The organism is Proteus sp. fly-1089, from assembly GCF_040138965.1.
In the GTDB taxonomy this organism is placed as follows: Bacteria; Pseudomonadota; Gammaproteobacteria; order Enterobacterales; family Enterobacteriaceae; genus Proteus; species Proteus vulgaris_B.
In genome coordinates this window covers 717,418-734,528 of record NZ_JBEETS010000001.1, presented here as the reverse complement: position 1 = coordinate 734,528, position 17,111 = coordinate 717,418, and the positions used below count along the sequence as shown (strand labels likewise).

The 17,111-nt window shown below is 36.9% G+C and carries 16 protein-coding genes and 1 pseudogene; 13 read left to right on the top strand and 4 right to left on the bottom strand.

The window, feature by feature from the left end; all coding sequences use genetic code 11:
* Window positions 1-135 precede the first annotated feature (135 nt).
* The 13 genes from ABN080_RS03430 to ABN080_RS03370 all read left to right on the top strand — a co-directional run bounded on the left by ABN080_RS03430 (window position 136) and on the right by ABN080_RS03370 (window position 13,189).
* The gene (locus tag ABN080_RS03430; RefSeq protein WP_196552994.1) at window positions 136-1,506 is read left to right on the top strand and encodes a sucrose-specific PTS transporter subunit IIBC; all 1,371 of its coding nucleotides are present in this window, start codon (window positions 136-138) and stop codon (window positions 1,504-1,506) included.
* The gene (locus ABN080_RS03425) at window positions 1,507-2,913 is read left to right on the top strand and encodes a sucrose-6-phosphate hydrolase (protein ID WP_349440369.1); all 1,407 of its coding nucleotides are present in this window, start codon (window positions 1,507-1,509) and stop codon (window positions 2,911-2,913) included. It begins immediately after the preceding gene.
* 44 nt (window positions 2,914-2,957) lie between these two features.
* Window positions 2,958-3,968, top strand: a complete 1,011-nt coding sequence (locus tag ABN080_RS03420; protein ID WP_349440368.1) for a LacI family DNA-binding transcriptional regulator — start codon at window positions 2,958-2,960, stop codon at window positions 3,966-3,968.
* 88 nt (window positions 3,969-4,056) lie between these two features.
* Entirely contained in the window at window positions 4,057-4,908 is an 852-nt protein-coding gene (locus tag ABN080_RS03415) for an AraC family transcriptional regulator (protein WP_349440367.1), read from the top strand.
* Between the two features lie 98 nt (window positions 4,909-5,006).
* Entirely contained in the window at window positions 5,007-5,720 is a 714-nt protein-coding gene (locus ABN080_RS03410) for an AzlC family ABC transporter permease (protein ID WP_349440366.1), read from the top strand.
* Window positions 5,717-6,031 carry an AzlD domain-containing protein gene (locus ABN080_RS03405; RefSeq protein WP_349440365.1) on the top strand — a complete coding sequence of 105 codons (315 nt, stop codon included), beginning with the start codon at window positions 5,717-5,719 and terminating at the stop codon, window positions 6,029-6,031. The genes ABN080_RS03410 and ABN080_RS03405 overlap by 4 nt, the downstream gene beginning before the upstream one ends.
* Before the next feature lie 314 nt (window positions 6,032-6,345).
* Entirely contained in the window at window positions 6,346-7,590 is a 1,245-nt protein-coding gene (locus tag ABN080_RS03400; RefSeq protein ID WP_349440364.1) for a PfkB family carbohydrate kinase, read from the top strand.
* Window positions 7,590-8,534, top strand: a complete 945-nt coding sequence (locus ABN080_RS03395; RefSeq protein ID WP_072068128.1) for a tripartite tricarboxylate transporter substrate binding protein — start codon at window positions 7,590-7,592, stop codon at window positions 8,532-8,534. The genes ABN080_RS03400 and ABN080_RS03395 overlap by 1 nt, the downstream gene beginning before the upstream one ends.
* Window positions 8,535-8,565: 31 nt before the next feature.
* Window positions 8,566-9,003 carry a tripartite tricarboxylate transporter TctB family protein gene (locus ABN080_RS03390; RefSeq protein ID WP_349440363.1) on the top strand — a complete coding sequence of 146 codons (438 nt, stop codon included), beginning with the start codon at window positions 8,566-8,568 and terminating at the stop codon, window positions 9,001-9,003.
* Between the two features lie 15 nt (window positions 9,004-9,018).
* On the top strand, window positions 9,019-10,509 hold the full coding sequence (locus ABN080_RS03385; protein ID WP_349440362.1) for a tripartite tricarboxylate transporter permease: 1,491 nt from the start codon (window positions 9,019-9,021) through the stop codon (window positions 10,507-10,509).
* A 146-nt stretch (window positions 10,510-10,655) separates the two neighbouring features.
* Window positions 10,656-11,651, top strand: coding sequence for a dihydroxyacetone kinase subunit DhaK (locus ABN080_RS03380; protein WP_349440361.1), 996 nt, complete (start codon window positions 10,656-10,658; stop codon window positions 11,649-11,651).
* A 2-nt stretch (window positions 11,652-11,653) separates the two neighbouring features.
* A complete protein-coding gene (locus ABN080_RS03375; protein ID WP_349440360.1) occupies window positions 11,654-12,259 on the top strand; it encodes a dihydroxyacetone kinase subunit L in 606 nt (201 codons plus the stop codon).
* An 18-nt stretch (window positions 12,260-12,277) separates the two neighbouring features.
* Window positions 12,278-13,189, top strand: a complete 912-nt coding sequence (locus ABN080_RS03370; protein ID WP_349440359.1) for a dihydrodipicolinate synthase family protein — start codon at window positions 12,278-12,280, stop codon at window positions 13,187-13,189.
* Between the two features lie 124 nt (window positions 13,190-13,313).
* Here ABN080_RS03370 and ABN080_RS03365 read toward each other — a convergent pair whose 3' ends face one another.
* The 4 genes and pseudogenes from ABN080_RS03365 to ABN080_RS03350 all read right to left on the bottom strand — a co-directional run bounded on the left by ABN080_RS03365 (window position 13,314) and on the right by ABN080_RS03350 (window position 17,095).
* The gene (locus ABN080_RS03365) at window positions 13,314-14,282 is read right to left on the bottom strand and encodes a threo-3-hydroxy-L-aspartate ammonia-lyase (protein WP_349440358.1); all 969 of its coding nucleotides are present in this window, start codon (window positions 14,280-14,282) and stop codon (window positions 13,314-13,316) included.
* Between the two features lie 4 nt (window positions 14,283-14,286).
* Complete coding sequence (locus ABN080_RS03360) at window positions 14,287-14,676, bottom strand: RidA family protein (protein WP_349440356.1); 390 nt, start codon at window positions 14,674-14,676, stop codon at window positions 14,287-14,289.
* Between the two features lie 76 nt (window positions 14,677-14,752).
* Window positions 14,753-15,541 (bottom strand): type III secrection system effector, WxxxE family, encoded by a 789-nt coding sequence (locus tag ABN080_RS03355; protein WP_349440355.1) that lies wholly within the window; start codon window positions 15,539-15,541, stop codon window positions 14,753-14,755.
* A 139-nt stretch (window positions 15,542-15,680) separates the two neighbouring features.
* A pseudogene (locus ABN080_RS03350) lies at window positions 15,681-17,095 on the bottom strand (MFS transporter).
* Window positions 17,096-17,111: the final 16 nt, after the last annotated feature.

The following is a 17,111-nucleotide window of genomic DNA, read 5'->3' as shown; positions in this document are numbered from 1 at the left end:
AAGCGCTTTTATCCGCATATTCATTGCCATTTAAGATAGGTTTTTATTTAATCATGTCATTAGCTAAACCGTTTTAGTTTTTATGATTACTATTAATGATCGCTTATAAACGAAGTAAGACTTACCGAGGCTATGATGAATATTGAGAATATTGCTCGCCAACTAGTGCCTTTATTGGGAGGTGCTGAAAATATTGCCAGTGCGGCGCATTGCGCTACTCGTTTAAGACTTGTATTAGTCGATGACACTAAGGCTGATAAAGAGGCAATCAATAAATTAGAAGGTGTAAAAGGGTGTTTTAGTAATGCGGGACAAATTCAGGTAATTTTTGGTACTGGCTTAGTCAACAAAGTGCATGCGGCCTTTATTGCTGCGGCGGGTATTGGCGAATCAAGTAAATCTGAAGCGGCAAATATCGCGGCCAAAAAGCTCAACCCATTTCAGCGAATAGCTAGACTGCTTTCTAATATCTTTGTGCCTATTATTCCTGCCATTGTGGCGTCAGGTTTATTAATGGGGCTACTTGGGTTAATGAAAACTAACCAGTGGGTGAGTCCTGATAATGCACTCTACATCATGTTAGATATGTGTAGCTCTGCGGCATTTATTATTTTACCTATTTTGATTGGTTTTACGGCGGCCAAGGAGTTTGGCGGAAATCCTTATCTTGGTGCGACATTAGGTGGAATTTTAACGCATCCTGCATTAACTAACGCATGGGGCGTTGCTGCTGGTTTTAACACCATGAATTTCTTTGGGTTAGAAGTGGCAATGATTGGTTATCAAGGTACTGTCTTTCCCGTCTTGCTTGCTGTTTGGTTTATGAGTGTGTTGGAAAAACAATTACGCAAAGTTGTTCCTAATGCTCTTGATTTAATTATCACGCCATTTTTAACCGTTATTATTTCGGGCTTTGTCGCGTTATTAGTCATAGGGCCAGTCGGTCGTCTTTTAGGTGATGGTATTTCATTACTATTAAGCACCTTAATTACACAAGCGGGTTGGATAGCAGGGCTAATTTTTGGTGGGCTTTATTCTGTAATTGTTATTACGGGTATTCACCACAGTTTTCATGCTGTCGAAGCAGGTCTATTAGGCAACCCTAATATTGGGGTTAACTTTTTATTGCCGATTTGGGCAATGGCGAATATAGCTCAAGGTGGTGCTTGTATTGCTGTTTGGTTTAAAACCAAGGATGCAAAAATTAAAGCAATCACAATCCCATCGGGTTTCTCTGCTATGTTAGGAATTACTGAAGCGGCCATTTTCGGGATTAATTTACGTTATGGAAAACCATTTATTGCGGCTTTAATTGGTGGTGCTGCTGGTGGTGCTTGGGTTGTAGGCTCACATGTTTATATGACGGCCGTAGGGCTGACTGCTATTCCTGGTATTGCAATCGTGCAAGCAGGTTCAATTATGAATTATATTATTGGCCTTGTGATTGCCTTTGTGACTGCGTTTGTTATCTCTCTTTTGCTGAAATACAAAGTGGAGTCTGCATAAATGAACAAAAACGAAGGGTTATCTGCGATTTTACAATCGGTCATGCGTAATAGCGCTAAAACCATAAAAGATAAATATTATCCACATTGGCATTTAGCGCCAGTAACTGGGTTATTAAATGATCCTAATGGATTTTGTTTTGATGGCGAATATTATCATCTGTTTTATCAATGGAACCCTTTGTCTTGTGAGCATAAACATAAATGTTGGGGTCATTGGCGCTCAAAGGATTTGATTACTTGGCAGCATCAACCTATTGCTTTACTGCCTAATGAATTTTATGACAAAGATGGCTGTTATTCCGGTAGTGCAGTGATCTATCAAGGGAAATTAACCCTTTGTTATACTGGTAATGTTAAATTTGAGGATGGCTCTCGTACGGCATGGCAATGTTTAGCCGTTGAAAATCAACAGGGAGGTTTTGATAAGTTAGGGCCTGTCTTGGGGCTTCCTGAAGGTTATAGTGGCCATGTCCGTGATCCAAAGATTTGGCAATATAATGATGTGTGGTACATGGTATTAGGCGCACAAAATTTAGATAAACAGGGTAAAGTTTTACTCTATCGTGCATCTCACTTATATCAATGGCAATTAGTCGGCGAATTAGCTGGAAGTTATTTAGGCGGGTTGGCTGATGCGGGTTATATGTGGGAATGTCCAGATCTCTTTGAACTAGATGAACGCTTTATTTTATTAATATGTCCTCAAGGTATAAAAAGAGAACAACAACGATTTTTAAATTCACATTCTAGTGCCTACTTAATAGGGAATTTTGATTATTCAACATTGCAATTTCAGCATGGTGATTTAATCGAACTAGATGCAGGTTTTGAGTTTTACGCACCTCAAACAACATTTGCGAATGGCAGACGTTTATTATTTGGTTGGATGGGAGTTCCTGATGGTGAAGAAATGTATCAACCGACCATTGCTAATGGCTGGATACACCAAATGACTTGCCCTCGCGAATTACATATAAAAGAAGGGAAGCTTTATCAACAACCCGTAAAAGAATTACAGCAACTCAGGCAAAATCCAGCATATTGGCAGGGAATTGCAGATGATGCTCCTACAATTAATGAATTCTCAATTGAGCTAGAATTGCAACTATTTGGCTCTCTTGCCATTCATTTTTCTGATACTCTTTCGTTAATTATTGAAAATGACCAAGCACTATTAAAACGCCGTAGCGCTAAGAATGGAGAGTGGCAATCACGTTTCTGGTCTGGTGATATAAAACATCTTCAAATATTATGTGATAGTTCTAGTGTAGAGATTTTCTTTAATCACGGCATGGGTGTGATGAGCAGTCGTTTTTTTCCTTTAGAAAAACAAATAATCACATTTTCAGGAAAAGATGTAATAAAAATAACAACTTGGCAATTAACAGACGCATTACCAAGTTGAATAAGATTATATAAATAATTTAAGCTTAGCAAATTAGAATAACAGTGAAAAAACAAAAACGTCTTACCATTACAGATATTGCAAAAATAGCGGGTGTGTCCAAAACAACGGCAAGTTTGGTGTTAAATGGCCGTGGTAAAGAGATGCGTGTTTCTGATGATACTATTGCGCGTATTACAGCTATTGCTGAACAATATCAGTATCAGCCTAATATTCATGCCCGATCTTTACGTGATAACCGTAGTTATGCATTAGGGTTGGTTATTCCTGATATTACTAACTACGGTTTTGCTTCTGTGGCGTACGAACTAGAAATATTATGCAGGGAAGCAGGTATTCAATTACTTATTTCCTGTACTGATGAAAATGCGGCTCAAGAAACACTGGCAATAGAACATCTATTATCACGTCAAATCGATGGTTTGATTGTAGCTTCTTGTTTACAAAGTGATTTTGAATATCAACGTTTAAGCAAACAAATACCTGTTGTGTTATTTGACCGGTATTTTGAAGGAACAACATTACCTTTTGTTGTCACCGATTCAATAACGGCAACACAACAGCTAATTGCAAAAATTACTTCGACAAAAGGCATTGATGAATTTTATTTCTTAGGTGGGCAGTCAACACTTTCACCGACTAAAGATCGTCTTTTAGGTTTTACGCAAGGGCTTTCTCAAGCACAAATCAATTTAAAATCAGAATGGATCATACATGGGCATTATCACCCAAGTTCAGGTTATGAAATGTTCGGCTCGTTATGTGCATCTTTAGGGCGCCCGCCAAAATTTGTTTTTACTTCTGCTTGTGGCTTATTAGATGGCGTATTGCGCTATCTAAGTCAAAATAAAATTATGCAAGATAATGTTTATTTAGCGGGTTTTGATGATCACTATTTGTATGATTCATTATCAATACCAATAGATACTGTCGCACAAAATAATCCTGAATTAGCATCACACTGTTTCCGACTGGTTATGGGATTAATTAACCAGACAAACTTAGAAACTCATCAAATTTTTATTCCAGCAAAAATTCATCAACGACATGAGTAAGGTTAAGGTTGAGCAATTTCATACAATCATCAGTATCGTGTTTATGATAAAAGCTGATTATTTTTACCGTTGATGGAGTCAATCTTTGATGCGACAAGAGCAGGCTAAACTTATTCACCTTCCTGAGCTTAATAGTCTTGCTTATCTGCAAGCCGAATATTTACATCAAACTTTTTCACGTCATACCCACGAAGGCTTTTGTATTGGTGTGATTGATGATGGCGCACAACAGTTTTATCGCACAGGAAGCGAACATATCGCTCCTAAAGGAGACATCATTATTGTTAATGCTGATGAAGTCCACACTGGCTCCTCTGCGGTTGAATCTGGTTGGGCTTATCAAGCTATTTATCCCACACCAGAATATCTGCAAACATTAACGCGTGATCTACAACAAGAGCAGGGTGCAACGCCTTGGTTTCCTGATGCTGTTATTCACGATCCGGGTTTAAGTCAGCAACTTTTATTACTTTTTTCATTACTAGAGCAGCCCAATAATTACCTTTTAAAAGAGTCTCTATTGCTTTCAACAATGGCAATGTTGATTTTGCGTTATAGCAAAACAAGAACTCAAGAAAAACCATTAAGTGCTATAGGACAACGGTTACAGTGGGTGAGTGAATTAATGAATGACACTCCTGAAAATGATTTTTCACTCAACATGTTAGCTGAAATAGTGAATTTAAGCCCATGGCATTTTTTACGTCAGTTTAAAAAAGAAATAGGCATGACACCTCATGCTTGGCTTATTCAAGCCCGAATTCGTAAAGCAAGGCAGTTACTCTCTTTAGGCCATACACTTACTGATGTAACACAACGTTGTGGTTTTTCAGATCAAAGCCATTTCCATCGCCATTTTAAAAATGCCATTGGTGTTACGCCTGGAAACTATTTAAAAGGGCTTCGGTTATCTTCTTCTCTAACTTTTCCTTTGTTGTAATAAAAAATTAAAAGAGCAATTTTATACAATCTCATTTATCTTTACTGACTGATAATCATTCTCTATAAAATTAATGTATTAGACGTGAAGACAGGTAAATGGAAAAAATCAAAAATAACACTGAAGATAAGCAAACTATGCGTGCCTTTGGTTTAGGCGCTTTGCATGTTTTGCCTTTATGCCTTGCAGTGATCCCTTGGGGAATACTCGCTGGTTCAATGGCCGTTGATGCAGGGTTAACCTTTGCTCAAAGCGTCGGAATGTCTGCGATTATTTTTGCAGGTGCGGCGCAATTAGTAACATTAGGATTAGTGGTTTCTGGTGCAGGAATGCTGACCATTATTGTTTCTGTCTTTTTTATTACCGCCCAACATCTTTTATATGGTTTAACCTTACGCCCCCATGTTGCCCATTTAAAATGGTATCAACGTATTACAATAGGCTTTTTATTAACAGATGAGCTTTTTGCCGTTTCAGCACAACCTAAAGTAAAACTCACACCCGCTTATATGATAGGTGCGGGATTATGTTTTTATTTAGCGTGGGTTGCCGTTAGTATTGTTGGTATTATTATGGCGAGCCAAGTTTCTGATTTATCTCGTTATCATCTTGATTTTTCTATTGTCGCTACGTTATTAGCTATTGTTATTCCATTGATAAAAACATTTAGTACGTTAGTGGGCGTTATTGTCTCTTTTTGTCTCTCTATTCTTTTTAGTTGGTTAAATATAGAAGGTGGCGTAGTTATTGGTGGGCTAACAGGCATGTTTATCGCGGTTTGTGTTGCAAGAATAAGAGGAGAACAAAAATGACATGGTCGTTATTATTAATTTTGGCACTTGTCATTTTTATGTTGCGTTATTTCTTTCTTGAACCGGCGATCCCCGTTAAATTACCATCAGTGATCAGACAAGCATTAGGATATTCTGCACCTTGTTTATTAACTGCGATCTGTGCGCCAATCGTACTGTTAGAAAAAAGCGAATTTAAAGGTATTTTAGATAATCCTTATCTTTGGGGAACCTTATTATGTGTAGGATTAGCGCTTAAAATACGCAATACATTAATAGTGGTTTTACTGACCTTGGTTGGTTTTTATCTGCTTAATGCCTTATTAAACTAAATACCAAGGGTAATCTTATTTAACGTAATATTTACATTTAAAAATAATCATTTTTGTATTAATGTAGCTCGTTATTTTATCGGCCGTCTTTGAACGGCTGATTCTACCTCTCTTTTCTGTATTGCCATTCATTATCCGACTCGTTTCACCTCTCATTTTTAACGTATGCTAATTGATGTTGTGTTAAAAAAATGTGATCTAAATTGCTTCGATTTGGTTTTGCTTCTGCTTTTGGTTTTTTGTTTTGAATACCATCGCAGAATCACAGGCCTGATCTCCTTATTCTCGTTATCAATGATACGGAGGCACTTTATATGTTTTCAGAAGAACGGCGACAGGAAATTTACACCATCATCAGGGAACAAAAAAAAGTTAAAGTGGCTCAGCTTGCGGAAAAATTCAGTGTCACATTGGAGACTATTCGCAGTGATTTGAAATACCTTGAAGGAGAAGGGTTGATCAAACGTTGTCATGGTGGCGCCATACTAGGGAAACAAGAAATTAAAAAAATAAGTAAATTCAGTGATAGTTTTGATATTTCATGTTTATTGCACGACTTATTAATTGTTAGAGAACGTAAAGATAGAAAACCGGAAGGTAAAGTCTGTGTTTTAGGATCGTTTGTAGTGGATATTATCGCCAATGTCGAATCTTTTCCGAAAGTCGGTGAATTAGTTAATTCAAAAAGCAATTCGATAGGCCCTGGTGGTAAAGGGACAAATCAGGCAATGGCAGCAAGCTTTTCTGATGCTAAAGTCCATTTAATAACGAAAGTCGGTGAAGATCATTTTAGTAAATACGCTTATAAATATTTACAAGAAAGTGGCATTGATTCTTTCACTATTTTTCAAACAGAAACCGAGCCAACAGGCAGTTCGATTAGTTATTTAGCTGACAAAACACAAAATAATATTACAGCCACTTATTTAGGCGCAAATAACACCTTTTCTGAACAAGAAATTGATATTTCATTGCCTTATGTAAGTGAAGCCGATGTGTTATTGCTCCAAGGCGAAATTAATATAGAAGCTAATATTAAAGTCGCTTTATTTGCTAAGTCGGTTAATAAGATCATCATACTGAATGTTGCTCCTTATAACGAAAACCTAAAACAACTTTATTTATATCTTGATTTTATTACTTTAAATGCGAATCAAGCATCTCATTGGGCTGACTTTGAAATAAACGATATTAATGATGCAAAGCAGGCGATCAGTATTATTTCCGGTGATGAAAGTAAGAAAGTGATTATTTATATGGATGAGCTTGGTGTGGTTTATTTTGATGGTCGAGCCACATTTCATATTCCACCTATGCCATCGTTACGTGTGGATACGATGGCAGCAACAGATGCGTTTAATGGCGCATTTGCATCAAAGATAGCAGCAGGAGGCACGATGCATGAGAGTGTATTATTTGCCAGTGCTTTCCTCTCTGCATTTATAGAACAAAAAGGCGTAACAGCAATGCCCGTCCTTTCCCAAGTTCAGGCTCGCCTTAAATCAAGGCTTGAAGATATTCGGCCACAAATAATCTGCAATGAGAAAAGGTGCATATAATGAAAAAAACACTTCTGGCATTTACCCTATGCAGTTCCATTTTTACACTTCCGGCTTTTGCTCAATACCCTGAAAAGCCGATTACTATTGTTGTTCCTTGGGCGGCTGGGGGTAACACTGATACTGTTGCACGTCTAGCAGCAAAAGGACTACAAGAAGAGTTGGGCGTTACTGTTAATGTGGTCAACAAAACAGGCGGTAGTGGTGTTGTAGGTCATGATGCCATTAAAAATGCAAAACCAGATGGCTATACGCTGGGGATTGCAACGGTTGAAATTACCATGATGCATCATCAAGGGATGACGAATTTAACATATCAAGATTACACCCCAATCACGCGTCTTGCCGTTATTTATGGTGGATTACAAGTTGGAAAATCTTCACCATTTAAAAATGCACAGGAAATTATTGATTACGCGAAAGCAAATCCGGGCAAATTAAAAGCATCGGGCAGTGGCTTAAATTCAATCTGGCATCTCAATACTATTGGTATGTTGCGTGCCGCAGGATTACCAGATAATGCCATTCGTTTTATCCCATCTCAAGGTGCAAGTGCAGCATTACAAGAGCTTGCTTCTGGTGGTGTTGATATTGTGACATCTTCATTAGGTGAAGCTGACAGCATGGTAAAAGCGGGTTTAGTAAAACATATGGCTATTATGTCCAATGAGAAATCTGCTTTTTATCCTGATGTGCCGTTATTCAAAGAAGCCACACCTTATAACTGGGATTTGCAAGCGTGGAATATGCTAGTTGCGCCAAAAGGGCTAGATAAAGAAGTACAAGATAAACTCACTGCAGCCATGAAAAAAGTATATGCCTCTGGTGAATTAGCCGAATTTGCAAATAAACAAGGCTTTGAAGTTATCGAATTATATGGCGATGATGCCACACAATTTATGGCCAATGAAGATAAAAAATTTGGTGAAATTATAAAGAAATAACTGAGGAAACGGCTGAACAACAGCCGTTTTTATGCCTATGCTAAATCGTCATATTCTATCGCTCATATTTTGTTGTTTTGGTTTATTCCTTATTGTTTATAGCGCGTATTCATTAGGCGATTTTAGTGAATATGGTGCCGCGTTTATGCCTTCTATTATTGGCGGTGGCATGATTATATTTTCATTAATAGATATATTTTCACGTAAACAAGAAAGTGATATTCCATTAGTGACATGGCATGAAATAAAATTTGTCTTATTAGTTATCAGCATTATTCTTTTTTATGTGTTTGCCTCTGATTATTTAGGATTTATTTTAACCGGATTAATTATTACTGCACCATTAATGATGAAATATGCAACAACAAAACCTATATATAGTTTTATTATTTCAACTGGAGTGGTGTTAGGTGTGTATTACTTATTTACCGCTGTACTGTTAGTACCGCTACCTCAGCTATTTTCATAAATAGAGAAAAACAGTATGGATATATTAATTAGCGCACTTGCATATATTGATTACACAACAATTCTTGTCGTTATTGGTGCTTGTTTATTTGGCTTATTTGTTGGTGCAATTCCCGGGTTAACATCAACAATGGCTATTGCATTAATGGTGCCGTTTACTTTTTTTCTTGATCCTATTCCTGCTTTAGCCTTAATGATCTCCGTCGGAGCATCATCTATATTTGCAGGGGATATTCCCGGAGCCTTATTAAATATACCAGGGACACCTGCATCCGCAGCTTATACTAATGATGCACACTCTTTAGTAAAAGAAGGCAAAACAAATCGTGTATTGGGTATGTCATTAACGAGCTCTGTGATTGGTGGCGTAATTGGTACGATTATATTAGCCTCAACCGCACCAATATTAGCTGAGTTTGCTTTAAAATTTAGCTCTTATGAATATATGTGGTTGTCTTTAATTGGTTTAAGTTGTGCAACTATTGTTTCAGGCTCTCATATTAGAAAAAGCTTATTAGCACTGTTCTTTGGTATTGCATTAGCCACCATTGGTTATGATGAGTTTACAGGTCAAGCCCGCTTTACTTTTGGTGAAGTTTCTTTAATGCAAGGAGTCAGCTTTATTCCGGCAATGATAGGATTATTTGCTATTTCTGGTGCTATTAAATATTACGTTGAACGTTGGAAAGAAAAGCAAATTACATTAACAGACATGAATGTGGAAAATAATTCTTACAACATCTTTAAAGGTGTGGGAAGTGTTGTTCGCCAACGTAAGGGCGGTATTTTCCGTAGCGGAATAATAGGAACATTAATTGGTGCTTTACCCGGTGCAGGAGCCGATATTGCAGCATGGATCTCTTATGCAGTTTCAAAGAAACTATCTAAAAAACCAGAGAAATATGGTCATGGTTCTGAGGAAGGTATTGTTGATGCTTCAGCGAGTAATAATGCAAGCTTAGCCGGAAGTTGGATCCCATCTCTAGTTTTTGGTATCCCAGGTGATTCTGCTGCGGCAATTATTATCGGTGTACTGTATATGAAAGATATGCAACCGGGGCCAACGCTGTTCTTATTTAATCCCGATAAATTATATGCTGTCTTTATTATCTTTTTTATTGCTAATCTTATTTTACTGCCGATTGCTTTTATTGTTGTCAATTTATTGAAAAAGATTGTTGCTATCGATAATGCGATTATTTACCCAGCAATCATTCTATTTAGTATCGTTGGTTCATATGCAATTACAAATACGATGTCCTCTATTGTGGTTATGTTAGTGATGGGCGTTATCGGCTATTTTCTTCAAGAACGAAAGTTCCCGATATCACCGATTATTTTGGGTATGATATTAGGCCCTATGTTAGAAAAGAATTTACTTTCATCATTAATGAAATCTGACGGTGATTTAATTAGTTTTGTTAACAGACCTATTTCGATGGTATTAGCAAGTGTATTTCTACTTATTGTAGTAATGCAAATTAGAGGTGCATTTAAAGCTAAATAAATAACCCATTTATTACTCATTATTTATTACTAAAAATTCAATCATAGAGAGATACTTTTTTAGTATCAGGGAAAACACACCTTAAATAAATTAGTTTATTTAAGGTGTCAAAAATCAGCAGATAAATAAAAATATCGGGTGATCACATGAAAAAAATATTAAATAAGCCAGAAAATTATGTCGATGAAACATTAGCGGGTTTATGCCTTGCTCATAGTGATATTTATCGCCAATCACAGCCAAGATTGATTACTCGTTCTAAAAAAACAGATAAGCCCAAAGTGGGTATTGTAACTGGCGGTGGTTCAGGTCACTTACCTGTATTTACCGGATATGTCGGGGAGGGGCTACTCGATGCCGCCGCTGTAGGTGATGTTTTTGCTTCACCTTCAGCAGATTTAATGGCAGATGCTATTCGTGAGGCCAACAACGGGTTAGGCGTACTGCTACTTTATGGCAACTACGGTGGCGATATTATGAATTTTGATATGGCGACTGAAACAGTTGATTTTGAAGACGATATTCGTTGCACAACGGTATTAGCTGCGGATGATGTCGCTTCAGCAAAACTTGAAGAGGCGCATAAACGCCGTGGTGTAGCTGGGATGATTTATGGTTTTAAAATGGCGGGCGCCAAAGCAGAAGAAGGTGCATCACTTGATGAAGTGACACGTATTGCTCAAAAAACCATGGAAAATACCCGAACAATTGGTTGTGCGTTAACATCTTGCACCTTACCCGCAGTAGGTCATCCTACCTTTGAAATTGGTGAAGATGAGATGGAAATGGGGATGGGCATTCACGGAGAGCCGGGAATTTGGCGTGATAAATTACGCAGTGCAGATGATATTGCACAAGAGATGTTTGAGCGTCTACAAGCAGAATTATCATTAAAAACAGGAGATAAAGTCTCTGTATTAGTTAACTCTTTAGGCGCAACACCATTAGAAGAGCTTTATATTCTGTATAACAAAATTGCACAACTGATTAATAAAACAGGTGCGACTATTGTGCACCCATTGGTCGGCCGTTATGCCACATCTATGGAAATGACAGGAGCAAGCTTAACATTGTGCAAGTTAGATGATGAGCTAGAAGCCTTGATGAATGCACCTGCTCATTGTGCATTCTGGAGAGTATAACGATGAATATTACACTTGAAATGCTCAAGCAAGCTGTTGTGCGTATCGCCATCGCTTGTGAGCAATCTCAATCTATGCTTTGTGAAGCAGATAGCCGCCTAGGTGATGGAGATTTAGGGATCACCATGCAAAAAGGCTGGCGACAAATTGCCGACGATTCGCAAGATTGGCCTGATGATCTCAGTAAAGCATTTTTTCAATGCAGTAAATCATTACAAAAAGCCTGTGCTTCTTCTTTTGGTACATTGCAAGCAACGGCTTTTATGGCAATGGCAAAATATTGCAAAGAAAACCAGCTTCAAGAAATATCGCCCTCCGACATTCCACCGCTATTAACAGTTGCCTATCAAAGCATGATGGCAAGAGGAAAAGGGGAGTTAGGGCAAAAATCGGTGCTTGATATTATTTACCAATTATCTGAAGCGTTAAAACCCGTTTTATCTCGATCGGAATTAAAAGCGGTAGCTTTACAGAGTATTGATAATACGCTTAATGAATTTCGTCAAAAACCTAATTTATTAGGTCGAGCGCGTATGTTCCCAGAAAAATCTATTGGTTTAGATGATCCTGGCATGTTGGCAATTAAAGTTATTGTTAAAGCAATCTGATTTAATAAAGGTCTTAATATGAAAAAATTATTTGGCGTTACAGTGGCAATGGTTACTCCGTTTGATTCGCACGATCAAGTGGATATTAATGCGTTATCTACATTAACTGATATGTTAGTCACTCAAGGTGTTGATTGCCTCTATCCTTGTGGCACTACGGGAGAGATGCTACGTTTATCAGCATCAGAGCGTAAAAATGTTGCAAAAACCGTTGTCGAAACAGCCAATAAACGCTTACCTGTTTTTATTCATGTTGGCGCAATGACATTAGCCGAAACCATTGAATTAGCGAAACATGCCGTTGAAATTGGAGCTGATGGTATTGGTGTGGTGACACCACAATTTTTTGGTGCGACAGACAGAGAATTAGAAAACTATTTTGTAACAGTGGCAAACAGTGTGCCGGATAATTTCCCTGTTTATTTGTATAATATTCCACAATGTGCGGCAAATAATATCAAGCCTGAGTTAGCTGCAAAAGTACAACAACAGTGTAAAAATGTAATTGGGATTAAATACAGTTTTGCTGATAACAATACAACATTAAGTTACCTTGCTGTAGCCGATAATTTTTCAGTGCTTCATGGCTACGATAAATTATTCCTAGGTCTGTTAGATGCAGGTTGTGATGGTACCGTTTCAGGTTGTGCTTGTGTATTCCCTGAGCCATTTGTGAATATGTATAAAGCCTATATTGCAGGTAATCATCAAGAAGCAAAACACTGGCAACAATTTTGTGTAAAATTTAGTGATGCACTTAAATCAGGTGCAAATATGGCAATATTTAAATCAGCATTAACCATGCGTGGTTTAGATGGCGGTCATATGCGTTTGCCACAACTCGATTTATTACCTGAAGAAAATCAACAATTAAAAGAGAGTTTAACGCAATTGTGTAAAGAAGCAGGGATCACATTTTCACTTAATTAAAAGAGACTAAGCAAAAAACACTTTCGTTATTTTAATTGAGTAGCAATATATTTATGATTTTAAGCAGTATGAAAAACAATCCATACTGCTTTTTTTATGGTTAATCACATCTTTTTATTGATTTTTATTGTGCTAAAAAATGACCATATTGTGCGATATCAACATTACCACCGCTGATTATAATACCGATTTTCTTACCTTTTAATTTATCACCAAATTGACGAGCGGCCGCCAAACTTAAGCAGCCAGTAGGCTCTACAATAATCTTCATTCGCTGGGCATAAAACTGTATGGTGGAAATTAATTCTTCATCTGTTGCAGTTAAAATATCATCCACATTGTTACGAATAATCTCAAAGGTATAATTGCCTAGATGCTGTGTTTGTGCGCCATCTGCAATTGTTTTTGGGGTATCAATATGCGTGATTTCGCCTTTACGTAATGATTGTTGTCCATCATTGCCCGTTAAAGGCTCAACACCGTATATTTTACATTTCGGTGAAAGGGCTTTGGTTGATAATAAAGAGCCAGAAAGTAAACCACCACCACCTAATGGAACAAATAGCATATCTAATTCACCAACTTTATCGAACAACTCTTTTGCAGCAGTACCTTGGCCCGCAATAATATGAGGATGATCGTAAGGTGGAATTAACGTTAATCCTTCTTTTTGTGCCAGTTGTTGGCCGATTTTTTCACGATCTTCTGTATAACGGTTATAGGTGATCACACGGCCACCATAGCCTTTTGTCGCATCCATTTTAGCCTTTGGTGCATCGTCAGGCATGATAATTGTTGCAGGAATCCCTAATAGTTTTGCTGATAAAGCAATAGCTTGTGCATGATTACCTGATGAGAAAGTCACGACACCCATTTTACGTTGTTCTGTGGTAAATTGTGATAACGCATTTATTGCACCTCGAAATTTAAATGCTCCCATACGCTGAAAGTTTTCACACTTAAAATAAAACTGTGCCCCTGTTAGCTCATTAATCGTACGAGAGGTTAAAACAGGTGTTTTATTAAGATAAGGCAGAATGCGTTGATGAGCTTCAGTAACATCTTTATAAGTAGGAGTAGGTAACTTATTCATAAGATTATTCCTTGATAACAACAGCTTCAATTTCAATTTTGCTTCCAAAATGCAGTTCTTTTACACCTGCGACTAATCTTGCTGGTCTGTGTTCACCAATCCATTTTGCATATAGCTCATTAACGGTAGGCCACTCATTAATATCTGTCACATAGACTTTGACTTGAGCAATATCGGTTTTTTTTGCATTTATTCCGAGAAGACAAGCATTTAAATTTTCAAGTACTTGTGTGATTTGAACTTCAATGGGTTTGTCTGCTAATGGGTTGCCTTGTTTATCTAAGGGTAATAACCCAGAAACAAACGACATTTTATTTGCAGTAACAACGTGAGAGTAATGCCCACCAGGGGATGAGAGGGCATCGATATTTTGTAGTGTAAGATGTGAGGACATTGTGGTTTCCTATTTCACTTAAGTTAGACAAAGCATATGCTTTATTGTACGCAATGTCTAACTTTAGATCGATAGTTTAATTTTCATGAGAAAAAAATGTATTTATAGGGTAAAGGGGGGGATGGTTTAGCTTATTTTGATGCACACTAATTTTTCTTTGACTTATCTCTTTAACAGCTTCTTTTAGTTCGGAAAATTTAACCATTTTTTCATTTCCCAATAAAATATTGTAGATGCTTTCAGCCAATAAAGAATAAATATCATATATTAAATATGAATTATTAGAAACATTAGGAATATTTAATTTGTTTATTTCTTCTACCACCATGGGAATATTTTGTAATTGTTGGATCATTGAACTTTGAGCCGCCTTAATATTTAATTTTATATCAAATTTTTTAGATATTAATAAAAATAAATTTTCCTTAGTTTTTTTATCCATAATAGTTCCATTCTCAAGGTATAGGTTATCTATTGCCCGCTGAACTATTGAGGAGGGGAGAATTATTTTTTCATTTTCCCACCACTCAGATATAGCACCATCTGCTTTTTCATATATTTCCGCTAAAGTATTCTTTGATTTTTCTGTATTTTTCATGTTTATTTTATTATAAGCAATACCTTCTGATATATAAATATCGAGTATATCTGATATTAAATTTTTAGCCAGTTGAGCTACATTCAGACTCATTTTTCTTTTTTCATTATCGTTTTCTACAATGATTTCCAAGTGTGTATTTTGAATATTGTTAATATTATTTAAAAGTTTCTTATAACTATTTAATTGACTATTGTTAATAACAATATTTTCTTTATAAAAGGGGGTGTTGTTTACTACAACTATATTCGATAAAATCTTTGTCATAAGAATTCCTTTTGTCATTAAAAGGAATTTTGACAGAATAAAAAATAAGTTCTTTCATAAATAAAACCGATAGCTTTAATAAAAAAGAGGTGAAAAAATATCACCTCTTTTGTATCTTATATGACCTTAAAAATAAGGTTTAATAAGAACAACGTGTTATTCTCCACGCTGTATAAATCGCTATTAATGGTGCGAATGCTAAAAATAAGAATAGGGCAGATGCAGAAGAAGAGAGCCCTTCAGGGGTACCACTATTAAAGCCATTTAAGTTAACTATCATACCTGCAAATGCAGAGCCTAGTGCGGTTGCAAATAATTGTACGGTTGTAATAGAGGCACCTGCAATATCTTTATCTTGTTCTGATGCGGCTTGCAATATACGTGTTAATAGGTGTGGCCAACCAAAACCAATGCCATATCCCACTAAGAACAAAGCGAATAATATAATAGAAAGACTAACCGCATTTTCTGATTGCAGTAGTGGGTTTGGAATAACAAAAGCCAACACAAGCAAGCCAATAAAAACGATAATAGGGCCACTTAAAATACTAAAACGCATTTTAGCACCTTGCCAACTTGCGCTAATCACTTCAGCAACTGTCCAGCCTAATGCCATTAATGCACTCATATAACCTGAAGCTAAAGGTGTTTGCATATGTAAGCTTTGTAGATAATAAGGGACAAAGATCTCACATGTCATGCCAATGGCTAATAACGAAATAGTCAGATATAAAAGTGCATGTAAAGAAAGACCTTTAAAGGTATTTGACGGTAATAACCGAACAGAAAGGCGTTTCTCACAAAAAATAAGCATGCCAATTAAACCAAATACCACCACAATACTGAGTAAGTTGATGATGAGTGAAGAAGAAAGGCTACCAGATGAAATAAGCAGAACGGCAGCTGTTAAAATTATTAGCTGAAGATAAGGCAGGCTTTGTGATGATGATTTTGAAGCGTTATTGTCATTTTTTGGTAAGATAAGCCACAGATAAATACCATAAAAAAGCATGATAGGTAACATAATTCCAAAGGCATAACGCCAAGCATCTAATTGAGCAAAAATTCCACCAATAGCAGGGCCAATTAATGTAGCAACACCCCACATTCCTGAAATTAAAGCCATTGCTCTTGGCCATAATGCTTGATCATAAACGATATTTACCATGGCGTAAGAAAGTGCAAATAAAAGCCCTCCACCAAGGCCTTGAATAAATCGGCCAATTAGCATGACTTCCATTTTAGGTGCAATTGCACACAATAAACTACCAATAAAAAAAGCACCGTTGCTATCAGATAAGCACCTTTGGCACCTAATAAACTTAATAAGCGTGCAGATAATACTGAACCAATAATAGAGGCGGCAACAAATAGCGTGGTGTTCCATGCATATAATCCCATTCCGCCAATATCGGTTACAACTGAGGGTAAAATCGTGGTCGCCATTAAAATATTAATTGCGTGGATCACGACACCAAAAGAAAGTGCAAATGAAATTGCCCCATTTCTCCCTGAGAAAAGATCACGCCATTGGCTATTGTTATCTGGGATCATTAGAAAAAATATCCTT

Excerpts from the sequence above, each read along its gene's own strand:
- ABN080_RS03430 (WP_196552994.1), top strand. The coding sequence starts at position 136 with ATGAATATTGAGAATATTGCTCGCCAACTAGTGCCTTTATTGGGAGGT.
- ABN080_RS03425 (WP_349440369.1), top strand. The coding sequence starts at position 1,507 with ATGAACAAAAACGAAGGGTTATCTGCGATTTTACAATCGGTCATGCGT.
- ABN080_RS03415 (WP_349440367.1), top strand. The coding sequence starts at position 4,057 with ATGCGACAAGAGCAGGCTAAACTTATTCACCTTCCTGAGCTTAATAGT.
- ABN080_RS03410 (WP_349440366.1), top strand. The coding sequence starts at position 5,007 with ATGGAAAAAATCAAAAATAACACTGAAGATAAGCAAACTATGCGTGCC.
- ABN080_RS03405 (WP_349440365.1), top strand. The coding sequence starts at position 5,717 with ATGACATGGTCGTTATTATTAATTTTGGCACTTGTCATTTTTATGTTG.
- ABN080_RS03400 (WP_349440364.1), top strand. The coding sequence starts at position 6,346 with ATGTTTTCAGAAGAACGGCGACAGGAAATTTACACCATCATCAGGGAA.
- ABN080_RS03395 (WP_072068128.1), top strand. The coding sequence starts at position 7,590 with ATGAAAAAAACACTTCTGGCATTTACCCTATGCAGTTCCATTTTTACA.
- ABN080_RS03390 (WP_349440363.1), top strand. The coding sequence starts at position 8,566 with ATGCCTATGCTAAATCGTCATATTCTATCGCTCATATTTTGTTGTTTT.
- ABN080_RS03385 (WP_349440362.1), top strand. The coding sequence starts at position 9,019 with ATGGATATATTAATTAGCGCACTTGCATATATTGATTACACAACAATT.
- ABN080_RS03380 (WP_349440361.1), top strand. The coding sequence starts at position 10,656 with ATGAAAAAAATATTAAATAAGCCAGAAAATTATGTCGATGAAACATTA.
- ABN080_RS03375 (WP_349440360.1), top strand. The coding sequence starts at position 11,654 with ATGAATATTACACTTGAAATGCTCAAGCAAGCTGTTGTGCGTATCGCC.
- ABN080_RS03370 (WP_349440359.1), top strand. The coding sequence starts at position 12,278 with ATGAAAAAATTATTTGGCGTTACAGTGGCAATGGTTACTCCGTTTGAT.
- ABN080_RS03365 (WP_349440358.1), bottom strand. The coding sequence starts at position 14,282 with ATGAATAAGTTACCTACTCCTACTTATAAAGATGTTACTGAAGCTCAT.
- ABN080_RS03360 (WP_349440356.1), bottom strand. The coding sequence starts at position 14,676 with ATGTCCTCACATCTTACACTACAAAATATCGATGCCCTCTCATCCCCT.
- ABN080_RS03355 (WP_349440355.1), bottom strand. The coding sequence starts at position 15,541 with ATGACAAAGATTTTATCGAATATAGTTGTAGTAAACAACACCCCCTTT.